This window comes from Chitinophaga rhizosphaerae, from assembly GCF_003958645.1.
Classification (GTDB): Bacteria; Bacteroidota; Bacteroidia; order Chitinophagales; family Chitinophagaceae; genus Chitinophaga; species Chitinophaga rhizosphaerae.
This window is the reverse complement of record NZ_RXLO01000002.1, coordinates 11,709-27,896: the sequence shown is the minus strand read 5'-3', so window position 1 is coordinate 27,896 and position 16,188 is coordinate 11,709. Positions and strand designations below refer to the sequence as shown.

Here is a 16,188-nt window from a genome sequence, read left to right as displayed (position 1 = left end):
ATGGAGGACAAACAGCAAAGGATCAGGCAATTGTTCGTCAAACTGGCGGACGGCACCTCCACACCCGATGAGCGGAAGGAGTTGCTGGATTACCTGGAGGGGGCGCCCCTCCCGGAAGCCCTGCCGCTGGCCGATGAGCTCCCGTTAACCGGGAACTGGCCGCGAATGCCGGAGGATGCCGGAGAACAGATCAGGATGCGCATCCTGGATGAAGTCCGCCCCGCCGCGCCGGCGCGCGTCCGTAGGATCGGGTGGTGGAAAGCCGCTGCCGTATTGCTGCCCGTTGTTGGATTCAGTACCTGGCTGCTGTGGGACCGGTCCGCCGATAGCCAGTTGTATGTCAACAACACGCGGTCGGTACAGGTCATCCGGCTCGAAGACGGCTCCGAAGTCAGCCTCAACCGCAACGCCCGCCTCACGTTCCGCGGCGGCGCCAACCGTGAGGCCTGGCTGGAAGGGGAAGCGTTCTTCACCATCGCCGGCCATGCGTCCAAACCCTTTATCGTTCACACCCGCCAGCAGCTGGATATCACCGTGCTGGGTACTTCTTTCAACGTAAAATCCGGAGAGCAGGCCACGGAAGTGGTGCTCAATACGGGTAAGGTGAAGGTGGGAGACGGCGGGGAAGCAGTGATCCTGCAACCGGGCGAAATGGCGGTGTACGACGCAAAGGCGCACCAGGTATCTACCCAACAGGCGGATACGCTCATGCACACGTCCTGGAAAAACGAACTGCTGCCTTTCCGCGAGCGCCCGCTGAAAGAAGTAATGGGCTACCTGCAGGCACAATTCGGTTATGCCGTGACGTTCGACGGGCCGGAGACGGAAAAACTGGTCTTTACCGGCTACCTGTCTACCAGCGACCTGCAACAATCGATCCTTACGCTGGAACAAACTTTCTCCATCAAAATCAGAATCGGGAACAGACGACTACATGTGAACAAACAATAGCGTTTCAGCCAAAACTAACACATCCTCGCTATGAACAGAATCAAAACCATCAGCTCCGGGCTGATCATGGTTGCACTATTGCTTTGCAATCTCCCCGTCACGAGCGCGCAGCCGGGGCGCGAAACAGCTACACCGGAACAGGTTTCGCTCATTTCCGTTATGAACGACATGGAACACCGGTTCGATGTCAGGTTCAATTACAACGCCACGTTACTTAAAGGAAAGAAAATCGCTTCGCCCGATAAGACCGGGTTCCGGAAAGACAACATCGAAGCCGAACTGAACCGCTACATCGCCCCGCTGGGCCTCGTTTGCCGGAAAATCGGCGGCAAACTGTACGTGGTGAAAGCCGAAACGCCCGCCCAGAACGCCGCGGCTCAATCCGGCAGCTTCACCGCCCGGGAAATCACCCTCCGCGGCTCCGTGGCCGACTCCACCGGCGCGCCCATGCCGGGTGTGGTGGTGCGGTTGAAAGGCGCTTCCCGCGGAACGATCACCGATGGCAACGGCGCGTTTACTTTAGCCGGCCTCAAAGCCGGCGATGTGCTCGTGTTTTCGCTCGTGGGGTATAATCCGCAGGAATACACCGTGGGCGCGGAAGAGAACGTACGCATCGTGCTGCATGTGTCTGCCATCGCGCTGGACCAGCTGGTGGTAACGGCCCTGGGGATCCGGCGCTCGGAAAAAGCCCTCGGCTACGCCGTGCAGAAAGTGAAGGGCGAAGCCTTGCAGACGGTGAAGGGCGTGGATATGGCCACGTCGCTGACCGGCCAGGTGTCTGGCCTCGTCGTGAAAAACTCCACCGAATTCTTCGCCAAACCGACCATCGAACTGCGGGGCGAAGGCGCCCTGCTGGTGGTAGACGGCGTGCCGTACGGCAACCTCACCCTACGCGACGTACCGTCTGACGATATCGAAAGCATCGACGTCCTGAAGGGGCCGACGGCTTCTTCGCTCTACGGCTCGCGCGCGTCTGGCGGCGTGATCCTCATTACCACGAAGAAAGCCTCCGGCGGAGGGCTCTCCGTTTCCATCAACAGCAACACCATGCTGCAAACCGGATTCCTCGCCATCCCGAAAGTGCAGGGCTCCTACGGCCGCGGACAAAACGGACAAATCGATAACGACTACGTTTGGGGACCCAAGCTCGATATCGGGAACACCGCCACAGACTGGAACCCCGAAACCAAACAGTTCGAAGACAACCGTCCGCTCCGCTCCATCGGGAAAAACAACCTGAAGAACTTCATGGAAACGGGCGTTGTGACCAATAATAACATCAGCGTGTCGCAAAGCGGGCAGAACGGCAGCTTCCGGGCATCGCTCAATCATATATATAATAAAGGACAATTCCCCAACGCCCGCGCCAACATGTTCAACTTCACCATGGGCGGCGAACTGAAAGCGACCGATAAATTTACCCTCGAGGCGCATACCGGCATCAGCAAAAGGATGGCGCCGCAGGTTTGGGGATCGGGATACGGCAACCAGGGATATATTTACCAGCTCACCATGTGGACCGGCCCTGAATACGACATCCGCCAGTATAAGGATTACTGGAAAGTGCCCAATAAAACCCAGAACTGGATGTACACCAACTGGTACGATAACCCTTACCTCATCGCCAACGAAAAACTGAACGGTATCCAGCAGAATACCGTCAACGCCAGCCTGACAGCCAATTACCGCTTCACACCAGACCTGAACCTGCTGGTGCGGATCGGATATGACAACTACAGCAACCAGGAAACTTATCAAAACCCCACGGCCAACATCTTCTCCACCCGCGGTGGCTGGGATGCGAAAGGGTATTACCGCAACATCGCCTCGAAAGGATGGAGCATGAACGACGATATCATGCTGTCCTATAAAAAGAAAGTGAAGGATTTCACGATCGATCTCATGGCCGGCGGAACGATCTATTATTATACGAACGATACCGTTTCCGCGGCTACCCGCAACGGACTGTCGTCTCCCCGCTATTTTTCCATCGCAGGATCGGTAGGCCCGGCGGCGATTACGCAGACGCATGGCGCCCGCCAGGTAAACAGCCTGTATGGCCGGGCAGCGTTCGGCTGGAAGAATGCAATCTTCGTGGAAGCAACGGGGCGTAACGACTGGAACTCGGCGCAACCGAAAGAGCACCGCGATTATTTCTATCCTTCCATCGGCTCGAGCGTGGTGCTGTCCGAACTGTTCAGGATGCCGAAGTTCACGGATATGTGGAAAATCCGCGGATCGTGGGCAAATTATAAGACGCCGGCGGAGGTATACGAAATCAACCGGCTGTATTCCACCACACCGCAGGCATGGAATAACCTGAATTCGGCCAACTATCCCAGCAATCTGCTGCCGCTCAGCGTGCTGCCGACTTCTATCCGGACCTGGGAAATCGGTACGGCCGCCTATTTTTGGCGCAACCGCCTTAATGTGGATATCGCCTATTTCAACAAACTGTTCTATAACCGGAAATTCAATCCCCAGATCCCGCAATCCTCCGGGTTTACTTCCACCATCGTCAATTTCAATGAAAATGAACTGCGCAAAGGATTCGAGATCACGGTGTCTGGCAGCGTGATCAAAAGAACGAATTTCGAATGGCAATCCACCATCAACTACACCGTCAACCACAGGTATTACCAGTCGCTGGACAGTGTGTATTCGCAAAAGACTCCCTGGGCGGCACCGGGCAAACGGAAAGACGTTTATCTCGACAATTACTGGCTCCGCGATCCTAACGGCAACGTGGTCCACAATAACGGGATGCCTGTGCTGAGCGATTATGACATGAACTACGGGTACACCGATCCCAAGTTCAGCTTCGGTTTCATCAATACCTTCCGTATCGGTGATTTCACCGTAGGGCTGAATGTGGACGGGCGAATCGGCGGCGTGATGTACAACTATGTTAACGACAAGATGTTCGATACCGGCACCCATCCCGATACGGATAACAACTGGCGGTTCGATGAAGTGGTGAACAATAAAACGAACTACGTGGGCCAGGGCGTAAAAGTGGTGTCGGGCGATGTGACGTACGACAACTACGGCAATATCCTCACCGATACACGTAAATACGCACCGAACGACGTGGCCGTTTCTTACCAGGACTACACCCAGAAATTCAGGGCCGGCGATTACGGTGTGCAGAAGAAAACTTTCGTGAAAGTGCGGGAAATGTCTTTGGGCTACCGCCTTCCTTCCGGATTCCTGCATCGTTACGGCATCCGTAATGCTTCTGTGGCGGTAACCGCGCAGAACCTGTTCCTGTTCACCAAATTCCGCTTCTCCGATCCGGACGTAGACACGGAAAACCTGAATTCGCCCTCGGCGCGGATGCTGGGCATGAACCTGCGGGTAAATTTCTGACCGGGTCATTCATCCATCAAAACATCGACACATGAAACAAAAGCAACTTTATACGATCATATTGGGAGCAACCGTGCTGGCGGGCTGTTCCAACTTCGAGAAAATCAACACCAACCCGGATAAGACCGATAAGGTCAACTCCGGCATGCTGGCCACCAGCATGCTCCTCAGCGTTACGCGCAGCACTATTGCCACTACCAAGGGTTTTATGCAGCCTTATATGTTGGGCAAATACATCACCTGGGGCGAGAACCAGGAAAACTTCCAGTTCAACCGCCTCAACCGGGCCAGCTTCGAGCGGCTGGCAGTGCTGCGCAACGTGTCGCCCATGGTGGCCGCTGCGCTGGACGAGGCACAACGGAATTCATATGCCGGCCTGGCGGCGTTCATCCGCGCCTGGCAGTTTTATCAAACCACCATGCAGGTGGGCGATATTCCGTATACCGACGCCATTAAAGGAGAATCTGACGGGTTGGTGCAGCCGAAGTACGACAACCAGAAAACCGTTTTCCTGGGCATCCTCCGCGAGCTCGATAGCGCAAACGCGCTGCTGTCCCGCGGTTCCAACTTCGACGGCGATCCTATCTTCAACGGCAAGGTCGACAACTGGCGCCGGGTGGTGAATGGTTTCGAATTGCATGTGCTCATGCAATTGTATCGCAAAACGGCGGATACGGACCTCAGGGTGATCCAGCGTTTCCAGGACATCGTGAACAACCGTCCGCTGATGCGCAATTACAACGATAACTTCGCGCTGGCTTACAACAACACGCAGGGGCAGAACTATCCCTGGTCAGACGTGCCGGCCGGTTCGGGGAACTCTTTCGTGAAATCGAACTATACGATGCTCACGTCCACTTTCCTCGATCCGCTCAAAGCCCTCGGCGACCGCCGTCTTTTCTATTTCGCGAAACCTTCGCCCGTGCAGATTGCCGCAGGGAAGCTCCCTTCCGACTGGGACGCCTATCCCGGAGCGGAGCCGTCCGATCCTTTCCCGGTGCTGCAAGACAAGCGTGTGTCCAAAGACTACGCCGACCTGAACAACCGGTATGTGCAGTTGGTGAATGCGGAGCCGGTTAGTGTGTACGGGTATTGGGATCAGCAGTTCGCATTGGCGGAAGCCGCGCTCCGCGGATGGATCGCCAATTCGCCCGCCCAAACGTATTACGCTGCGGGCATCGGCGAGGCGATGCGCTTTACGGCAGATTACACGCCCGATAACGTCGATTATCACCACAACATGAAAATCGACAACGCCTACATCCAGGGTTACATTGCTGCCAACGCACTTGCCGGGTCCACGGCGCAGCAGCTCCAGCAGATCATCACGCAGAAATACATCGCCGGGTTCCTGCAGGGCGCGAATTATAATGCCTGGTACGAAAACCGGAGAACGGGGTATCCTGTTTTCAAGCTCAATTCCAGCTCGAACCTGAACACGCCCAGCACCGCATTTCCTGTGCGTTGGCTGTACCCGTCTAACGAACTGACCAATAATAACGCGAATATGGACGACGCCGTGAAGCGCCAGTTCCCGGGTGGCGACAACACCAACGGGGTGATGTGGATTTTGAAGGATTGATGAATTTTATGACTTGATAAGGGGCGCCCGGACTGAGAGGTCCGGGCGTTTTTTTTGGGGGTGTGCGGAGATTGGCTGGATTATTCTATGCGTGATATGCGTAGAATATATGATTTATTCTACGCAAAATAAGCGTAGGATAGTTGGTGGTATGGGCCAGAAAAGGTATATTCGACGTAAAACCTGCAGAGAATGTTTATTTACCGTCGAAAAGAGTGGCCGAATTTTAAGTGGGATATGGAAGTGATTTCCGATATCCTGGCGAATGTCAGGCATGAGCAGGGATTTTTATTGGGGAGAATGGAGGGATTTGGGTTCAATTATCAGGATGAGGCGACGTTGAAAAATCTGACGCAGGATGTTTTAAAGTCCAGCGAGATCGAAGGCGAAATATTGGATCCGCAGCAAGTACGTTCATCTATTGCCCGGCGTCTGGGAATTCATGTTGCGGGTTTGGTTCCGACAGATCGGCATGTGGATGGTGCGGTAGAAATGATGTTGGATGCAACGCAAAACCATGCAGACTTGTTAACGGAAGAGCGTCTGTTCGGTTGGCATGCTGCATTGTTTCCGACCGGTTGGAGTGGCATGCATCGGATCGTGGTCGGACGGTGGAGGGATAATACTGCGGATGATCCTATGCAGGTAGTGTCTGGCCCGATGGGGAGAGAGACCGTTCATTTTCAGGCGCCCGATGCTGATCGGTTGCAAATGGAAATGGATGCATTTTTACGTTGGTTTAATGAAACGACAAACCTGGATCCTGTCCTGAAAGCTGCCATCGCACACCTTTGGTTTGTCACCATTCATCCATTCGATGATGGCAACGGCCGGATAGCTCGCGCTATCATGGATATGCAGTTGGCGCGTGCAGACAGGAGCAGTCGTCGTTTTTACAGTATGTCCGCCCAAATACGGAATGAGCGGGAAGCGTATTTTAAAGTATTGGAAGAAACCCAAAAGGGCCCGTTGGATATAACGGAATGGCTGCTGTGGTTCCTGCAATGTTTGGGTCGTGCATTGTCAGCAACGCATACTACGCTTGCCGATATCTTAAGGAAAACGAAATTCTGGGATCTTCCCGGGGCCCAATCCATCAATGACAGGCAAAGATTAATGCTTCAGAGAATGCTGGATGGGTTCGAAGGAAAAGTTACTTCCAGCAAGTGGGCAAAGATTACCAAAGTTTCGCAGGATACTGCAATCCGCGATTTGCAGGACCTGGTGGAGCGTGGTTTGCTTGAAAAGGAAGCCGCCGGGGGAAGGAGTACGAGTTATGTGTTCTGCTGAATTCAGGGGATAGGGGCACGAGGGATCGTGCCTTTGTCTTTGATTGGCACAGAAGCGGATCTGTTTGGAGGAGGGCATGCGGCTATGATGCTTTCGCGGGTATAAAATGCCGGATTTTTGTACGGTCAACTTTTTCTTCCGCGTAGAACAATTCGTAATTGTTTTGCAGGTTGATCCAGAATTGAGGGGTGGTACCAAAGGCTTCCGCTAATTTAATGGCCATTTCTGCGCTGATGCCGTTATGACCGTTGATGATAGCAGACAAATTCGGACGGCGTACACCGATGCCTTCAGCTACTTCCGTAATGGTTAACCCTCGCTCTTCAATAAACATTTCTTTCAGCACTTCTCCGGGATGGGCGGGGGGAACGCCACGTTTAATCGCAGTTCCGGGTGTTTTTTTAGGTTTTGGCATTGGTAGAATCGAGATTTGTTATTTGATTTTTTGTGCTGTACTAGTGATAGTCGATATAATCTACGTTAAAAACTTCTCCCTGGTCAAAACGGAAAATGATCCGGTAGTTTCCGGTAATTGTTATTGACCAGTAGCCGGCGTAAATTCCTCTCAGCAGATGGATGCCGCTTCCAAGCTGTTTAATGTCTTCTTCAGCGGTTACAGCGTCTAAAGCGGTTAGGATCATGCCTATCTTGCGGAGATGTGCCGTTGGGAGACCAGTAGCTTTTCCTTTTTCATAATACAGCCGCAGGCCTTTATGTAAAAAACTTGTGATCATTACAAATGTAATATGTTATATGACATGTGACAAATTGATTTTTTGCCACGTAAAATCATCGAAACATCCGATAACTAAGATGTTTCAGTAGTGGAAAAGGACGAATAAATTCATTTGAAATTCGGATTGGTGAGGGGTTGACCTGGAAATTCGATGATAATAGAGTAGGGAAGTAAATACAGGAGATCCGCCTGTCCGGTATTTCATGCTATTGAATACATGTAAAAGAAAGAGGGCAACTTCAAATACTTTTGAAATTGCCCTTTCGTACCGCGTACGGGAGTCGAACCCGTCATTCCTCCGTGAAAGGGAGGCGTCTTAGCCGATTGACCAACGCGGCATTTCCCGTTTGGGATTGCAAAGGTAATATCCATTTCGAAATTTCCAAAAAAAATTTCAGTTAAGTAAATAGTTATTGATTAATCCCCGCTAACCTTGTAATTTCGCTACTCAATTTTTCATCTACAAACTACAGTGTAAAATGGGAACTTCTCTTAAAATTGGTATTAATGGTTTCGGTCGCATCGGCCGCCTGGTCTTCCGCCAGATTTACAACATGCCCGGCATCGACGTGGTAGCGATTAACGACCTGACCAGCCCCGCGGTTTTGGCACATTTGCTGAAATATGACTCTGCACAAGGTAGATTTGGACAGGACGTGAAGCACACCGACAACGCTATCGTTGTAAACGGCGAGGAAGTGAAGATATATGCCCAGAAAGATCCCTCCCAGATTCCCTGGAAAAACCACGATATCGACGTGGTAATCGAGTGCACCGGCTTCTTCACCGACAAAGCCAAAGCCGAAGCGCACATCACCGCCGGCGCTAAACGCGTAGTCATCTCCGCCCCCGCCACCGGCGACCTCAAAACCGTTGTATTCAACGTAAACCACGATATCCTGGATGGCTCCGAAACAGTTATCTCCTGCGCTTCCTGCACCACCAACTGTCTCGCTCCCATGGCCAAAGTAATGAACGATAAATTCGGCATCGTTACCGGTCTCATGACCACCATCCACGCATACACCAACGACCAGAACACCCTCGACGCTCCGCACCCGAAAGGCGACCTCCGCCGCGCCCGCGCCGCAGCCGCCAACATCGTGCCCAACAGCACCGGCGCCGCTAAAGCCATCGGCCTCGTACTGCCCGAACTGAAAGGCAAACTGGACGGTAACGCCCAACGCGTTCCCACCATCACCGGCTCCCTCACCGAACTGACCACCATCCTCTCCAAAAAGGTAACGGCAGAAGAAGTGAACGCCGCCATGAAAGCCGCCGCCAACGAATCTTTCGGCTACACCGAAGACGAAATCGTAAGCTCCGACATCATCGGCATCCACTTCGGATCCCTGTTCGACGCAACACAGACCAAAGTGATGACGCAGGGCGACGTTCAAATGGTGAAAACCGTTTCCTGGTACGACAACGAAATGTCTTACGTTTCCCAACTCGTACGCACCGTGAAGCACTTCGCAGGCCTGATCTCCAAATAATCAAGCCAGCAGATCATATCGCCAACCCTCCGCATCCAGCTGAAACACAGCCGTGCGGAGGGTTTTTTGTCTTACTTTCCTAAAACTCACCCAACATGAGCCAATTCTCCCAGCATAATTTCAAAGGCCAGAAAGCCGTAGTGCGCGTGGATTTCAACGTGCCACTCAACGATAAGCTCGACATCACCGACGACACCCGCATGCAGGCCGCCGCTCCCACCGTTAAAAAAATCCTCGCAGACGGCGGCGCAGTCATCCTCATGAGCCACCTCGGCCGCCCGAAAGACGGCCCCACCGATAAATATTCCCTCCGCCACCTGGTAAACCACCTCATCAAACTGCTGGACGGCGCCACCGTGAAATTCGCGGAAGACTGCATCGGCGAAGCCGCCGAAAAAGCCGCCGATAACCTCCAGATGGGCGAAGTCCTCCTCCTCGAAAACCTCCGCTTCCACAAGGAAGAAGAGAAAGGTGACAAGGGATTTGCCGAAAAACTGGCCAAACTGGGCGATGTTTATGTGAACGACGCATTCGGCACCGCCCACCGCGCCCACGCCTCCACGGCCGTGATCGCCGAATTCTTCCCGAAAGAGAAGAAAATGTTCGGTCTCCTCATGGAAGCCGAAACCGCCAGCGCCGAAAAAGTACTCCACAGCGCGGAAAAACCCTTCACCGCCATCCTCGGCGGCGCCAAGGTATCCGACAAAATCCTCATCATCGAAAACCTCATGTCCAAAGCCAATAACATCATCATCGGCGGCGGCATGGCATACACTTTCCTCAAAGCACAAGGCAAGGAAATCGGCAACTCCCTCGTGGAAAACGATAAACTCGACCTCGCCAACGAACTGCTCGCCAAAGCGAAATCCCTCGGCGTTCAACTCCTCATCCCCGAAGATTCCATCGCGGCAGATAAGTTTGCGGCAGACGCCAATACCCAGGAAGTCTCCAACGACAATATCCCCGCCGGCTGGATGGGCCTCGATATCGGCAAAAAATCCATCGCGAAATTCAGCGAAGTGATCGCCGCCAGCAAAACCATCCTCTGGAACGGGCCCATGGGCGTGTTCGAAATGCCCGCCTTCCAGGGCGGCACCAAAGCCGTAGCCGAAGCCATCGTGAAAGCGACCGAAAACGGCGCGTTCACCCTCGTAGGCGGCGGCGACTCCGTTGCGGCGGTAAACCAGTTCGGCCTGGCCGATAAAGTAAGCTACGTATCCACCGGCGGCGGCGCCATGCTCGAATTCTTCGAAGGCAAGGAGCTCCCCGGCATCGCGGCGGTTAGAAAGTAAGAAGGTATTAATACCATAAATAAAAAGCCCGGCCTGGTCGTACCAGCCGGGCTTTTCCGTGAAAAACGGTCATTATTTACCGCTCAGTTCCGCAAAATACTTGTGGAAATAAGGGATGGTTTCGATGCCTTTGTAATAATTGTCCAGCCCGTACTTCTCGTTGGGAGAGTGTAGGTTATCGCTGTCGAGCCCGAAGCCCATGAGCACCGTTTTCAGCCCGAGTATCTTCTCGAACAGGGCCACGATAGGGATGGAGCCGCCGCCGCGAACGGGGATGGGCTGTTTGCCGAAAGTGGCGTTGATGGCTTCGCTCGCCGCTTTGAAGGCGACGGAATCCGTCGGCGTAACATAAGGAGCGCCGCCATGGTGGGGCGTTACCTTCACTTTTACGGATTTCGGTGCGATGGAAATGAAATGTTTGGCGAACAGGTCGGAGATCCTTTCCCAGTCCTGGCCGGGCACCAGGCGCATGGAAATTTTCGCGAACGCCTGGGAAGGCAATACCGTTTTGGCGCCTTCGCCGGTGTAGCCGCCCCAGATACCGTTCACTTCGCAGGTAGGCCGGGTGCCGGTGCGCTCGAAAGTGGAGTAGCCTTTCTCGCCCCAGAGCTCGTCCACGCCCAGGTCTTTTTTATAGTCTGCCTCGTCGAAAGGCGCGCTGTTGAGGGCTTTGCGCTCTTCGTCGGTCAGTTCTACCACACCGTCGTAGAATCCGGGGATGGTGATGTGGTTGTTTTCGTCGTGCAGCGAAGCGATCATTTTCGCCAGGATGGTAGCCGGGTTGGCCACCGCGCCGCCGTATACGCCGGAGTGAAGGTCGCGGTTCGGGCCGGTCACTTCCACTTCCATGTACGCCAGGCCGCGAAGCCCCGTGTCCAGGGAAGGCGTGTCGAGGCTGATCATGGCCGTATCGGAAATCAGTACCACGTCCGCTTTCAGGCGGTCTTTATTTTCGGAAAGGAATTTGCCGAGGTTGCCGGAGCCCACTTCTTCCTCGCCTTCGATCATGAATTTCACGTTGCAGGGGAGGGTGTTGGTGTTGAACATGGTCTCGAACGCCTTCACATGCATATAAAACTGGCCTTTATCGTCTGCCGATCCGCGCGCGAAAATTTTACCGTCTTTGATCACGGGCTCGAACGGCGGGCTGTCCCACAGGTTCAGCGGGTCGGGCGGCTGCACGTCGTAGTGGCCGTAAACGAGTACGGTAGGGAGTTTCGGGTCGATGATCTTTTCGCCGTAAACGATCGGATGACCGGCAGTCGGGCACACCTCCACTTTGTCAGCGCCTGCTTCCACCAGCCTTTGCTTTACCGCTTCGGCGCATCGTTTCGTATCTTCATTATGGCGGGAGTCCGCGCTGACGGAGGGGATCCTCAACAGTTCCAGCAACTCGTTCAGGAAACGGTCTTTGTGCTGGGCCTGGTAATCTTTCCAAACTTGCATTTTTGAGCTATTAAACGTTCACAATGGACGCAATTTAGTGGAATTTGGCACTCGGCCCGTTTCCGGAGGGCGAAAAATGATGGCCGGCCTGCCTGGGGGCCGCTGGCCGCGCCGCCGTTGTGTCACTCCCTTGTGCGGCAGCAGGGCTTTTCGGCATCGCTTCGCGGCAGGCGGGCACAAAAAAGGAAGGGCGTACCCTTCCTCTCTGGAGTATAACGAACTGTTTGCTGCTTAGGAAATGAGCTTTTGCCGCAGCAAAAACTCGAGTTGCTCGTTGACGCTCAGGAGTTTCTCCGTCAATTCCCGGTTCTCCTTGCGGAGGGCGTACACTTCATAAGCCTTTTCGATGTTGTGGCGAAGTTCGTCTTCATTCCAGGGCTTGGAGAAGTATTTATATACCTGTCCCTTATTGATCGCGTCGATCACGGCATTGATATCCGCGTACCCCGTGAGCAAAACCCGTATGGGCTCGGGGTATTTGTTGAGAATGGATTCGAAAAATTCGATCCCCGTCATTTTGGGCATTCTCTGGTCCGAAATGATAATGTGAAACTCGTGGTCTTCCAGCAACTTATAGGCCTCTTCGGCGGATTCTGCGGTCTGCACCGTATAAATTCTTCTGAAAGAGGCTTTAAAAGCATTCAGATTGTGAATCTCATCATCTATATAGAGGATGTGAATATGTTGTGCACTCATTATGTACGCAGTAGACTTTAAGTAAGTTAATAAAAATAAGCGAGTTAGCGAACAATGAAATGTTACGCGGGTGTCAAAACTATCAAAGGATCGGCATTCCCGGTCGTTCCCCGCTGCCGCCCCCGTTTGGCGGTGTGGGCGGGAAATCCGATCCAAACATAGATATTTTTTGGTATCCCGTTTTCAACTTTCTGACGACCGCCGTTAATGAATTGGTAACCGCTGGAAGTTGGCTGGTAACCGCTTTCCAGATCAAACCTATTTTTGTGCTTTCCGTTATTGTTTGTAGGTTTGAGCATACCCGTTATTTTTATTAAAAATAGAATCAATATGAAAACTGGAATCATTGTGATCATTCTCCTGGTATTGCTGGGCTTTTTTGGTTGCAGCAAGTACAATGGAATGGTAAAGAGCGACGAAACGGTTAAAAAGGCCTGGGGTAACGTAGAAACCCAGTACCAACGCCGGGCCGATCTGATCGATAACCTGGTAAGCACCGTGAAAGGCTCCGCCAATTTCGAACAGGAAACCCTTACCAAAGTGATCGAAGCCCGCTCCAAAGCCTCTTCTGTTCAGGTAAACGCAAACGATCTCACTCCCGAGAACATCGCGAAATTCCAGCAGGCGCAAAGCGAACTGGGCGGCGCGCTCAGCCGTTTGCTCGTAACGGTTGAACAGTACCCTCAACTCCGCACCACCGAACAGTTCCAAACCCTTATGGCTCAGCTCGAAGGCACGGAAAACCGGATCGCGGTAGCCAGGAACGATTTCAATACCGCTGTTAACGACTTCAACAGCAGCATCCGCACCTTCCCCAATAACCTCATCGCCGGCATCGGCGGGTTCAAGGAGAAAGGTTACTTCAAGGCGGCCGAAGGCTCCGATCAGGCGCCCAAAGTGAAATTCTAATCCAAACGCCTCCGCAGAAGGCGGCCCGGGGGCAGCGAAACACTGCCCCCGGCCGTCTTTTACAGGATGCCCAACATACGTTTCCCAATGAAACTGTTCCCCTTCAGGAAAAAAGAATTCTTTACCGAAGACGAGAAATCCCGCCTCGTTCAGGCCATCCGCCACGCCGAAAGGCTCACCTCCGGCGAAATCCGCCTGTTCGTGGAAAGCCATTGCGAATATGTGGACCCGATGGACCGCGCCCGCGAAGCATTCCTCTCCCTCGGTATGGAAAAAACAAAACAACGCAACGGCGTACTCCTCTACATCGCCCTCCGCGATCACCAGTTCGCCATCCTCGGCGACCAGGGCATTCATGATAAAGTGGGCAACGACTTCTGGAAACATGAAGCCGATATCCTGCGCCACCACTTTTCCGGCCAGCGCATCGTAGAAGGCATCGAAGTTTGCGTGAAGGAAATCGGGGAATCGCTCCTGCAGCACTTCCCCTACGAATCCGGCGACGCCAACGAGCTGCCGGACGATATTGTTTTTGGAAAGTAGATTAGGAAAATGATGCACAAGCTAACAAACAAGACATTCTTTCGCTGGTTCCTCGCCATGGGGCTGGTTTGGTTCGGACTGGGCGCCTTTGCCCAGAACATCCCGGCCAAACCTGTACCACCCCGGCTCGTCAACGATTTCGCAGGCATCCTCGTGCAATCGGAAGTCAATGAGCTGGAAAGGAAACTCGTGGCATACGACGATAGCACTTCCACCCAGATCGCCATCGTCATCATCAAAACCACCGGCGATTACGATATCTCCGAATACGGCCTGAAAATCCTCCGCGAATGGGGGATCGGCGGCAAAAAGAACAACGGCATTCTGATCCTCGCCGCTATGGACGATCGCAAGATCCGCATAGAAACCGGCTACGGCATGGAAGGATCGATCCCCGATGCCGTCGCCTTCGGGATCATCAATAAAATTATCAAGCCTACGTTCCAACAGGGGCATTATTACCAGGGGCTCGACGAAGCTACCGACAAAATCATCGCCGCAGCGGCCGGTGAATATACAGGCGTTCCCCGCAGCTCGAAAGACGGCGGCGGCGGCGGTGGCATCTTCGGGCTCATCATCCTTATTATTATCCTGATCGTCATTTTCGGCTCCCGCGGCGGAGGCGGTGGTGGCGGACGGGTGATCAGCCGGCGTGGCGACAGCATCTTCGGCGGCATCCTCGGCGGCATGATCGGCAGCAGCCTCGGTGGAGGCAGCCGTGGCGGCGGATGGGGCGGCGGCGGAGGCGGTGGCTTCGGCGGTGGAGGTTTCGGCGGCTTCGGCGGCGGCTCCGGAGGCGGAGGCGGCGCCAGCGGCAGCTGGTAACAACCGTGCCATTCCCTGCAACGGATTTTCAGTCAGCGCATTGCGGAAGAATTCGTTACATTCGCTACCTGACCGAAAATCCGTTTTTTTATGTTACTCCACATCCTGAACGGCGACGCAACCCTGGAAATATTCGAAAAAAGCGGCGTACCCGGCCGCCCCCTCGTCTGGCGCGAAATGCTCAGCGAAGGCAAAACCCCCGCTGGCTGCGACCTCGGCCTGTTTTTCGAAAAAAGGGGCGCTTACCTGCACGATGTGTACGGAATAAACCGGGAAGCATACATTTCAGACATCGGCAACACCCGCAAAATCCTCCAGCAGGCCTCCCAGTTCGAAGAGATCGTACTGTGGTTCGAATACGACCTGTTTTGCCAGGTGAACCTCATCTTCCTTATCAATTATCTCCTTCGCCTGAATACACCCATGCCCCGCGTCAGCGTGGTGCAACCGGGCAGTCACCCCGATGTGCCCGATTTCCGGGGGCTCGGCATGCTGAAACCGGAACACTTTCCGCCCCTGTTCGAAAGCCGCAGGTACCTCGAAGCGGGCGACTGGCAGCTGGCTTCCCTGGCCTGGGAGGCGTATACGGGAAACGATCCCCTTGCCATAGCGGCCCTCACCACCCAATCGGCCCCCAACCTGCCGTTCCTCGGCGGTGTCCTGCTGGCTCACCTGCAAAGGCTCCCGTCGGAAGAAAACGGGCTCAACAGCATCGAAAAGTTCTTTTTGGAACAAATTACACTGGCGCCGTTGTCCGAACGCGCGCTCTTTTCCATTTTCTGGGACGAAAAGAAGATTTTCGGGTTCGGGGACTTCCAGCTGCGCGCCACCCTGCAACGCATGGCAGACGCGGGCGTGGTGCAGCACGACAGCGAAATGGTGCGGCTGACGGACCTCGGCCGTGAAGTGCTCCGCGGCGAGCAAGACTACCTGGCCTTTGCACCGGTTTCCAACGCCTGGCTGGGCGGTATCCCGCTGGGAGGGACGCCCTGGCGCTGGAGCAACCGCGAAGGGAAAGTGGTGAAAAAATAGTCGGAGAACGTCTTCTTGATC

General features: G+C 54.0%; 15 protein-coding genes and 1 tRNA gene. 10 read left to right on the top strand and 6 right to left on the bottom strand.

Features of this window, described 5'->3' with window-relative positions:
• The 4 genes from EJ361_RS03625 (at nt 1) to EJ361_RS03610 (ending at nt 7,192) form a co-directional block, all read left to right on the top strand.
• On the top strand, nt 1–951 hold the full coding sequence (locus tag EJ361_RS03625; RefSeq protein WP_164714065.1) for a FecR family protein: 951 nt from the start codon (nt 1–3) through the stop codon (nt 949–951).
• A 30-nt stretch (nt 952–981) separates the two neighbouring features.
• Nucleotides 982–4,320 (top strand): SusC/RagA family TonB-linked outer membrane protein, encoded by a 3,339-nt coding sequence (locus EJ361_RS03620; protein WP_126244001.1) that lies wholly within the window; start codon nt 982–984, stop codon nt 4,318–4,320.
• Between the two features lie 31 nt (nt 4,321–4,351).
• Complete coding sequence (locus tag EJ361_RS03615; protein WP_126244000.1) at nt 4,352–5,902, top strand: SusD/RagB family nutrient-binding outer membrane lipoprotein; 1,551 nt, start codon at nt 4,352–4,354, stop codon at nt 5,900–5,902.
• A gap of 192 nt (nt 5,903–6,094) precedes the next feature.
• Nucleotides 6,095–7,192, top strand: coding sequence for a Fic family protein (locus EJ361_RS03610; protein ID WP_126243999.1), 1,098 nt, complete (start codon nt 6,095–6,097; stop codon nt 7,190–7,192).
• Between the two features lie 82 nt (nt 7,193–7,274).
• On the opposite strand, the gene EJ361_RS03605 is transcribed toward EJ361_RS03610, so the two are convergent.
• From EJ361_RS03605 to EJ361_RS03595, 3 genes are all read right to left on the bottom strand, one after another.
• Nucleotides 7,275–7,607, bottom strand: coding sequence for a HigA family addiction module antitoxin (locus EJ361_RS03605; RefSeq protein WP_126243998.1), 333 nt, complete (start codon nt 7,605–7,607; stop codon nt 7,275–7,277).
• Between the two features lie 40 nt (nt 7,608–7,647).
• A complete protein-coding gene (locus EJ361_RS03600; RefSeq protein WP_126243997.1) occupies nt 7,648–7,926 on the bottom strand; it encodes a type II toxin-antitoxin system RelE/ParE family toxin in 279 nt (92 codons plus the stop codon).
• A gap of 268 nt (nt 7,927–8,194) precedes the next feature.
• A tRNA-Glu gene (locus EJ361_RS03595) sits at nt 8,195–8,266 on the bottom strand.
• A gap of 141 nt (nt 8,267–8,407) precedes the next feature.
• Between EJ361_RS03595 and gap the strand changes: the two genes are divergently transcribed.
• Both gap and EJ361_RS03585 read left to right on the top strand, forming a co-directional pair.
• Nucleotides 8,408–9,424: a type I glyceraldehyde-3-phosphate dehydrogenase gene (gene gap, locus EJ361_RS03590; RefSeq protein WP_126243996.1), complete on the top strand. Its 1,017-nt coding sequence runs from the start codon at nt 8,408–8,410 to the stop codon at nt 9,422–9,424.
• A gap of 95 nt (nt 9,425–9,519) precedes the next feature.
• On the top strand, nt 9,520–10,716 hold the full coding sequence (locus EJ361_RS03585; protein ID WP_126243995.1) for a phosphoglycerate kinase: 1,197 nt from the start codon (nt 9,520–9,522) through the stop codon (nt 10,714–10,716).
• A gap of 72 nt (nt 10,717–10,788) precedes the next feature.
• Here EJ361_RS03585 and EJ361_RS03580 read toward each other — a convergent pair whose 3' ends face one another.
• The 3 genes from EJ361_RS03580 to EJ361_RS03570 form a co-directional block, all read right to left on the bottom strand.
• A complete protein-coding gene (locus EJ361_RS03580) occupies nt 10,789–12,162 on the bottom strand; it encodes a dipeptidase (RefSeq protein ID WP_126243994.1) in 1,374 nt (457 codons plus the stop codon).
• Between the two features lie 231 nt (nt 12,163–12,393).
• On the bottom strand, nt 12,394–12,858 hold the full coding sequence (locus EJ361_RS03575; RefSeq protein ID WP_126243993.1) for a response regulator: 465 nt from the start codon (nt 12,856–12,858) through the stop codon (nt 12,394–12,396).
• Nucleotides 12,859–12,920: 62 nt separating this feature from the next.
• Nucleotides 12,921–13,157: a hypothetical protein gene (locus EJ361_RS03570; protein ID WP_126243992.1), complete on the bottom strand. Its 237-nt coding sequence runs from the start codon at nt 13,155–13,157 to the stop codon at nt 12,921–12,923.
• Nucleotides 13,158–13,188: 31 nt separating this feature from the next.
• On the opposite strand from EJ361_RS03570, the gene EJ361_RS03565 reads away from it, so the two are divergent.
• The 4 genes from EJ361_RS03565 to EJ361_RS03550 all read left to right on the top strand — a co-directional run bounded on the left by EJ361_RS03565 (nt 13,189) and on the right by EJ361_RS03550 (nt 16,167).
• Nucleotides 13,189–13,767 (top strand): LemA family protein, encoded by a 579-nt coding sequence (locus EJ361_RS03565; RefSeq protein ID WP_126243991.1) that lies wholly within the window; start codon nt 13,189–13,191, stop codon nt 13,765–13,767.
• Between the two features lie 87 nt (nt 13,768–13,854).
• Nucleotides 13,855–14,310 (top strand): TPM domain-containing protein, encoded by a 456-nt coding sequence (locus EJ361_RS03560; protein WP_126243990.1) that lies wholly within the window; start codon nt 13,855–13,857, stop codon nt 14,308–14,310.
• 12 nt (nt 14,311–14,322) lie between these two features.
• Entirely contained in the window at nt 14,323–15,135 is an 813-nt protein-coding gene (locus tag EJ361_RS25990) for a TPM domain-containing protein (RefSeq protein WP_126243989.1), read from the top strand.
• 90 nt (nt 15,136–15,225) lie between these two features.
• The gene (locus EJ361_RS03550) at nt 15,226–16,167 is read left to right on the top strand and encodes a hypothetical protein (protein ID WP_126243988.1); all 942 of its coding nucleotides are present in this window, start codon (nt 15,226–15,228) and stop codon (nt 16,165–16,167) included.
• Nucleotides 16,168–16,188: the final 21 nt, after the last annotated feature.

Excerpts from the sequence above, each read along its gene's own strand:
- gap (WP_126243996.1), top strand. The coding sequence starts at position 8,408 with ATGGGAACTTCTCTTAAAATTGGTATTAATGGTTTCGGTCGCATCGGC.
- EJ361_RS03550 (WP_126243988.1), top strand. The coding sequence starts at position 15,226 with ATGTTACTCCACATCCTGAACGGCGACGCAACCCTGGAAATATTCGAA.
- EJ361_RS03600 (WP_126243997.1), bottom strand. The coding sequence starts at position 7,926 with ATGATCACAAGTTTTTTACATAAAGGCCTGCGGCTGTATTATGAAAAA.
- EJ361_RS03570 (WP_126243992.1), bottom strand. The coding sequence starts at position 13,157 with ATGCTCAAACCTACAAACAATAACGGAAAGCACAAAAATAGGTTTGAT.
- EJ361_RS03610 (WP_126243999.1), top strand. The coding sequence starts at position 6,095 with ATGTTTATTTACCGTCGAAAAGAGTGGCCGAATTTTAAGTGGGATATG.
- EJ361_RS03565 (WP_126243991.1), top strand. The coding sequence starts at position 13,189 with ATGAAAACTGGAATCATTGTGATCATTCTCCTGGTATTGCTGGGCTTT.
- EJ361_RS03580 (WP_126243994.1), bottom strand. The coding sequence starts at position 12,162 with ATGCAAGTTTGGAAAGATTACCAGGCCCAGCACAAAGACCGTTTCCTG.
- EJ361_RS03560 (WP_126243990.1), top strand. The coding sequence starts at position 13,855 with ATGAAACTGTTCCCCTTCAGGAAAAAAGAATTCTTTACCGAAGACGAG.
- EJ361_RS03575 (WP_126243993.1), bottom strand. The coding sequence starts at position 12,858 with ATGAGTGCACAACATATTCACATCCTCTATATAGATGATGAGATTCAC.
- EJ361_RS03615 (WP_126244000.1), top strand. The coding sequence starts at position 4,352 with ATGAAACAAAAGCAACTTTATACGATCATATTGGGAGCAACCGTGCTG.
- EJ361_RS03605 (WP_126243998.1), bottom strand. The coding sequence starts at position 7,607 with ATGCCAAAACCTAAAAAAACACCCGGAACTGCGATTAAACGTGGCGTT.
- EJ361_RS03625 (WP_164714065.1), top strand. The coding sequence starts at position 1 with ATGGAGGACAAACAGCAAAGGATCAGGCAATTGTTCGTCAAACTGGCG.
- EJ361_RS03620 (WP_126244001.1), top strand. The coding sequence starts at position 982 with ATGAACAGAATCAAAACCATCAGCTCCGGGCTGATCATGGTTGCACTA.
- EJ361_RS25990 (WP_126243989.1), top strand. The coding sequence starts at position 14,323 with ATGCACAAGCTAACAAACAAGACATTCTTTCGCTGGTTCCTCGCCATG.
- EJ361_RS03585 (WP_126243995.1), top strand. The coding sequence starts at position 9,520 with ATGAGCCAATTCTCCCAGCATAATTTCAAAGGCCAGAAAGCCGTAGTG.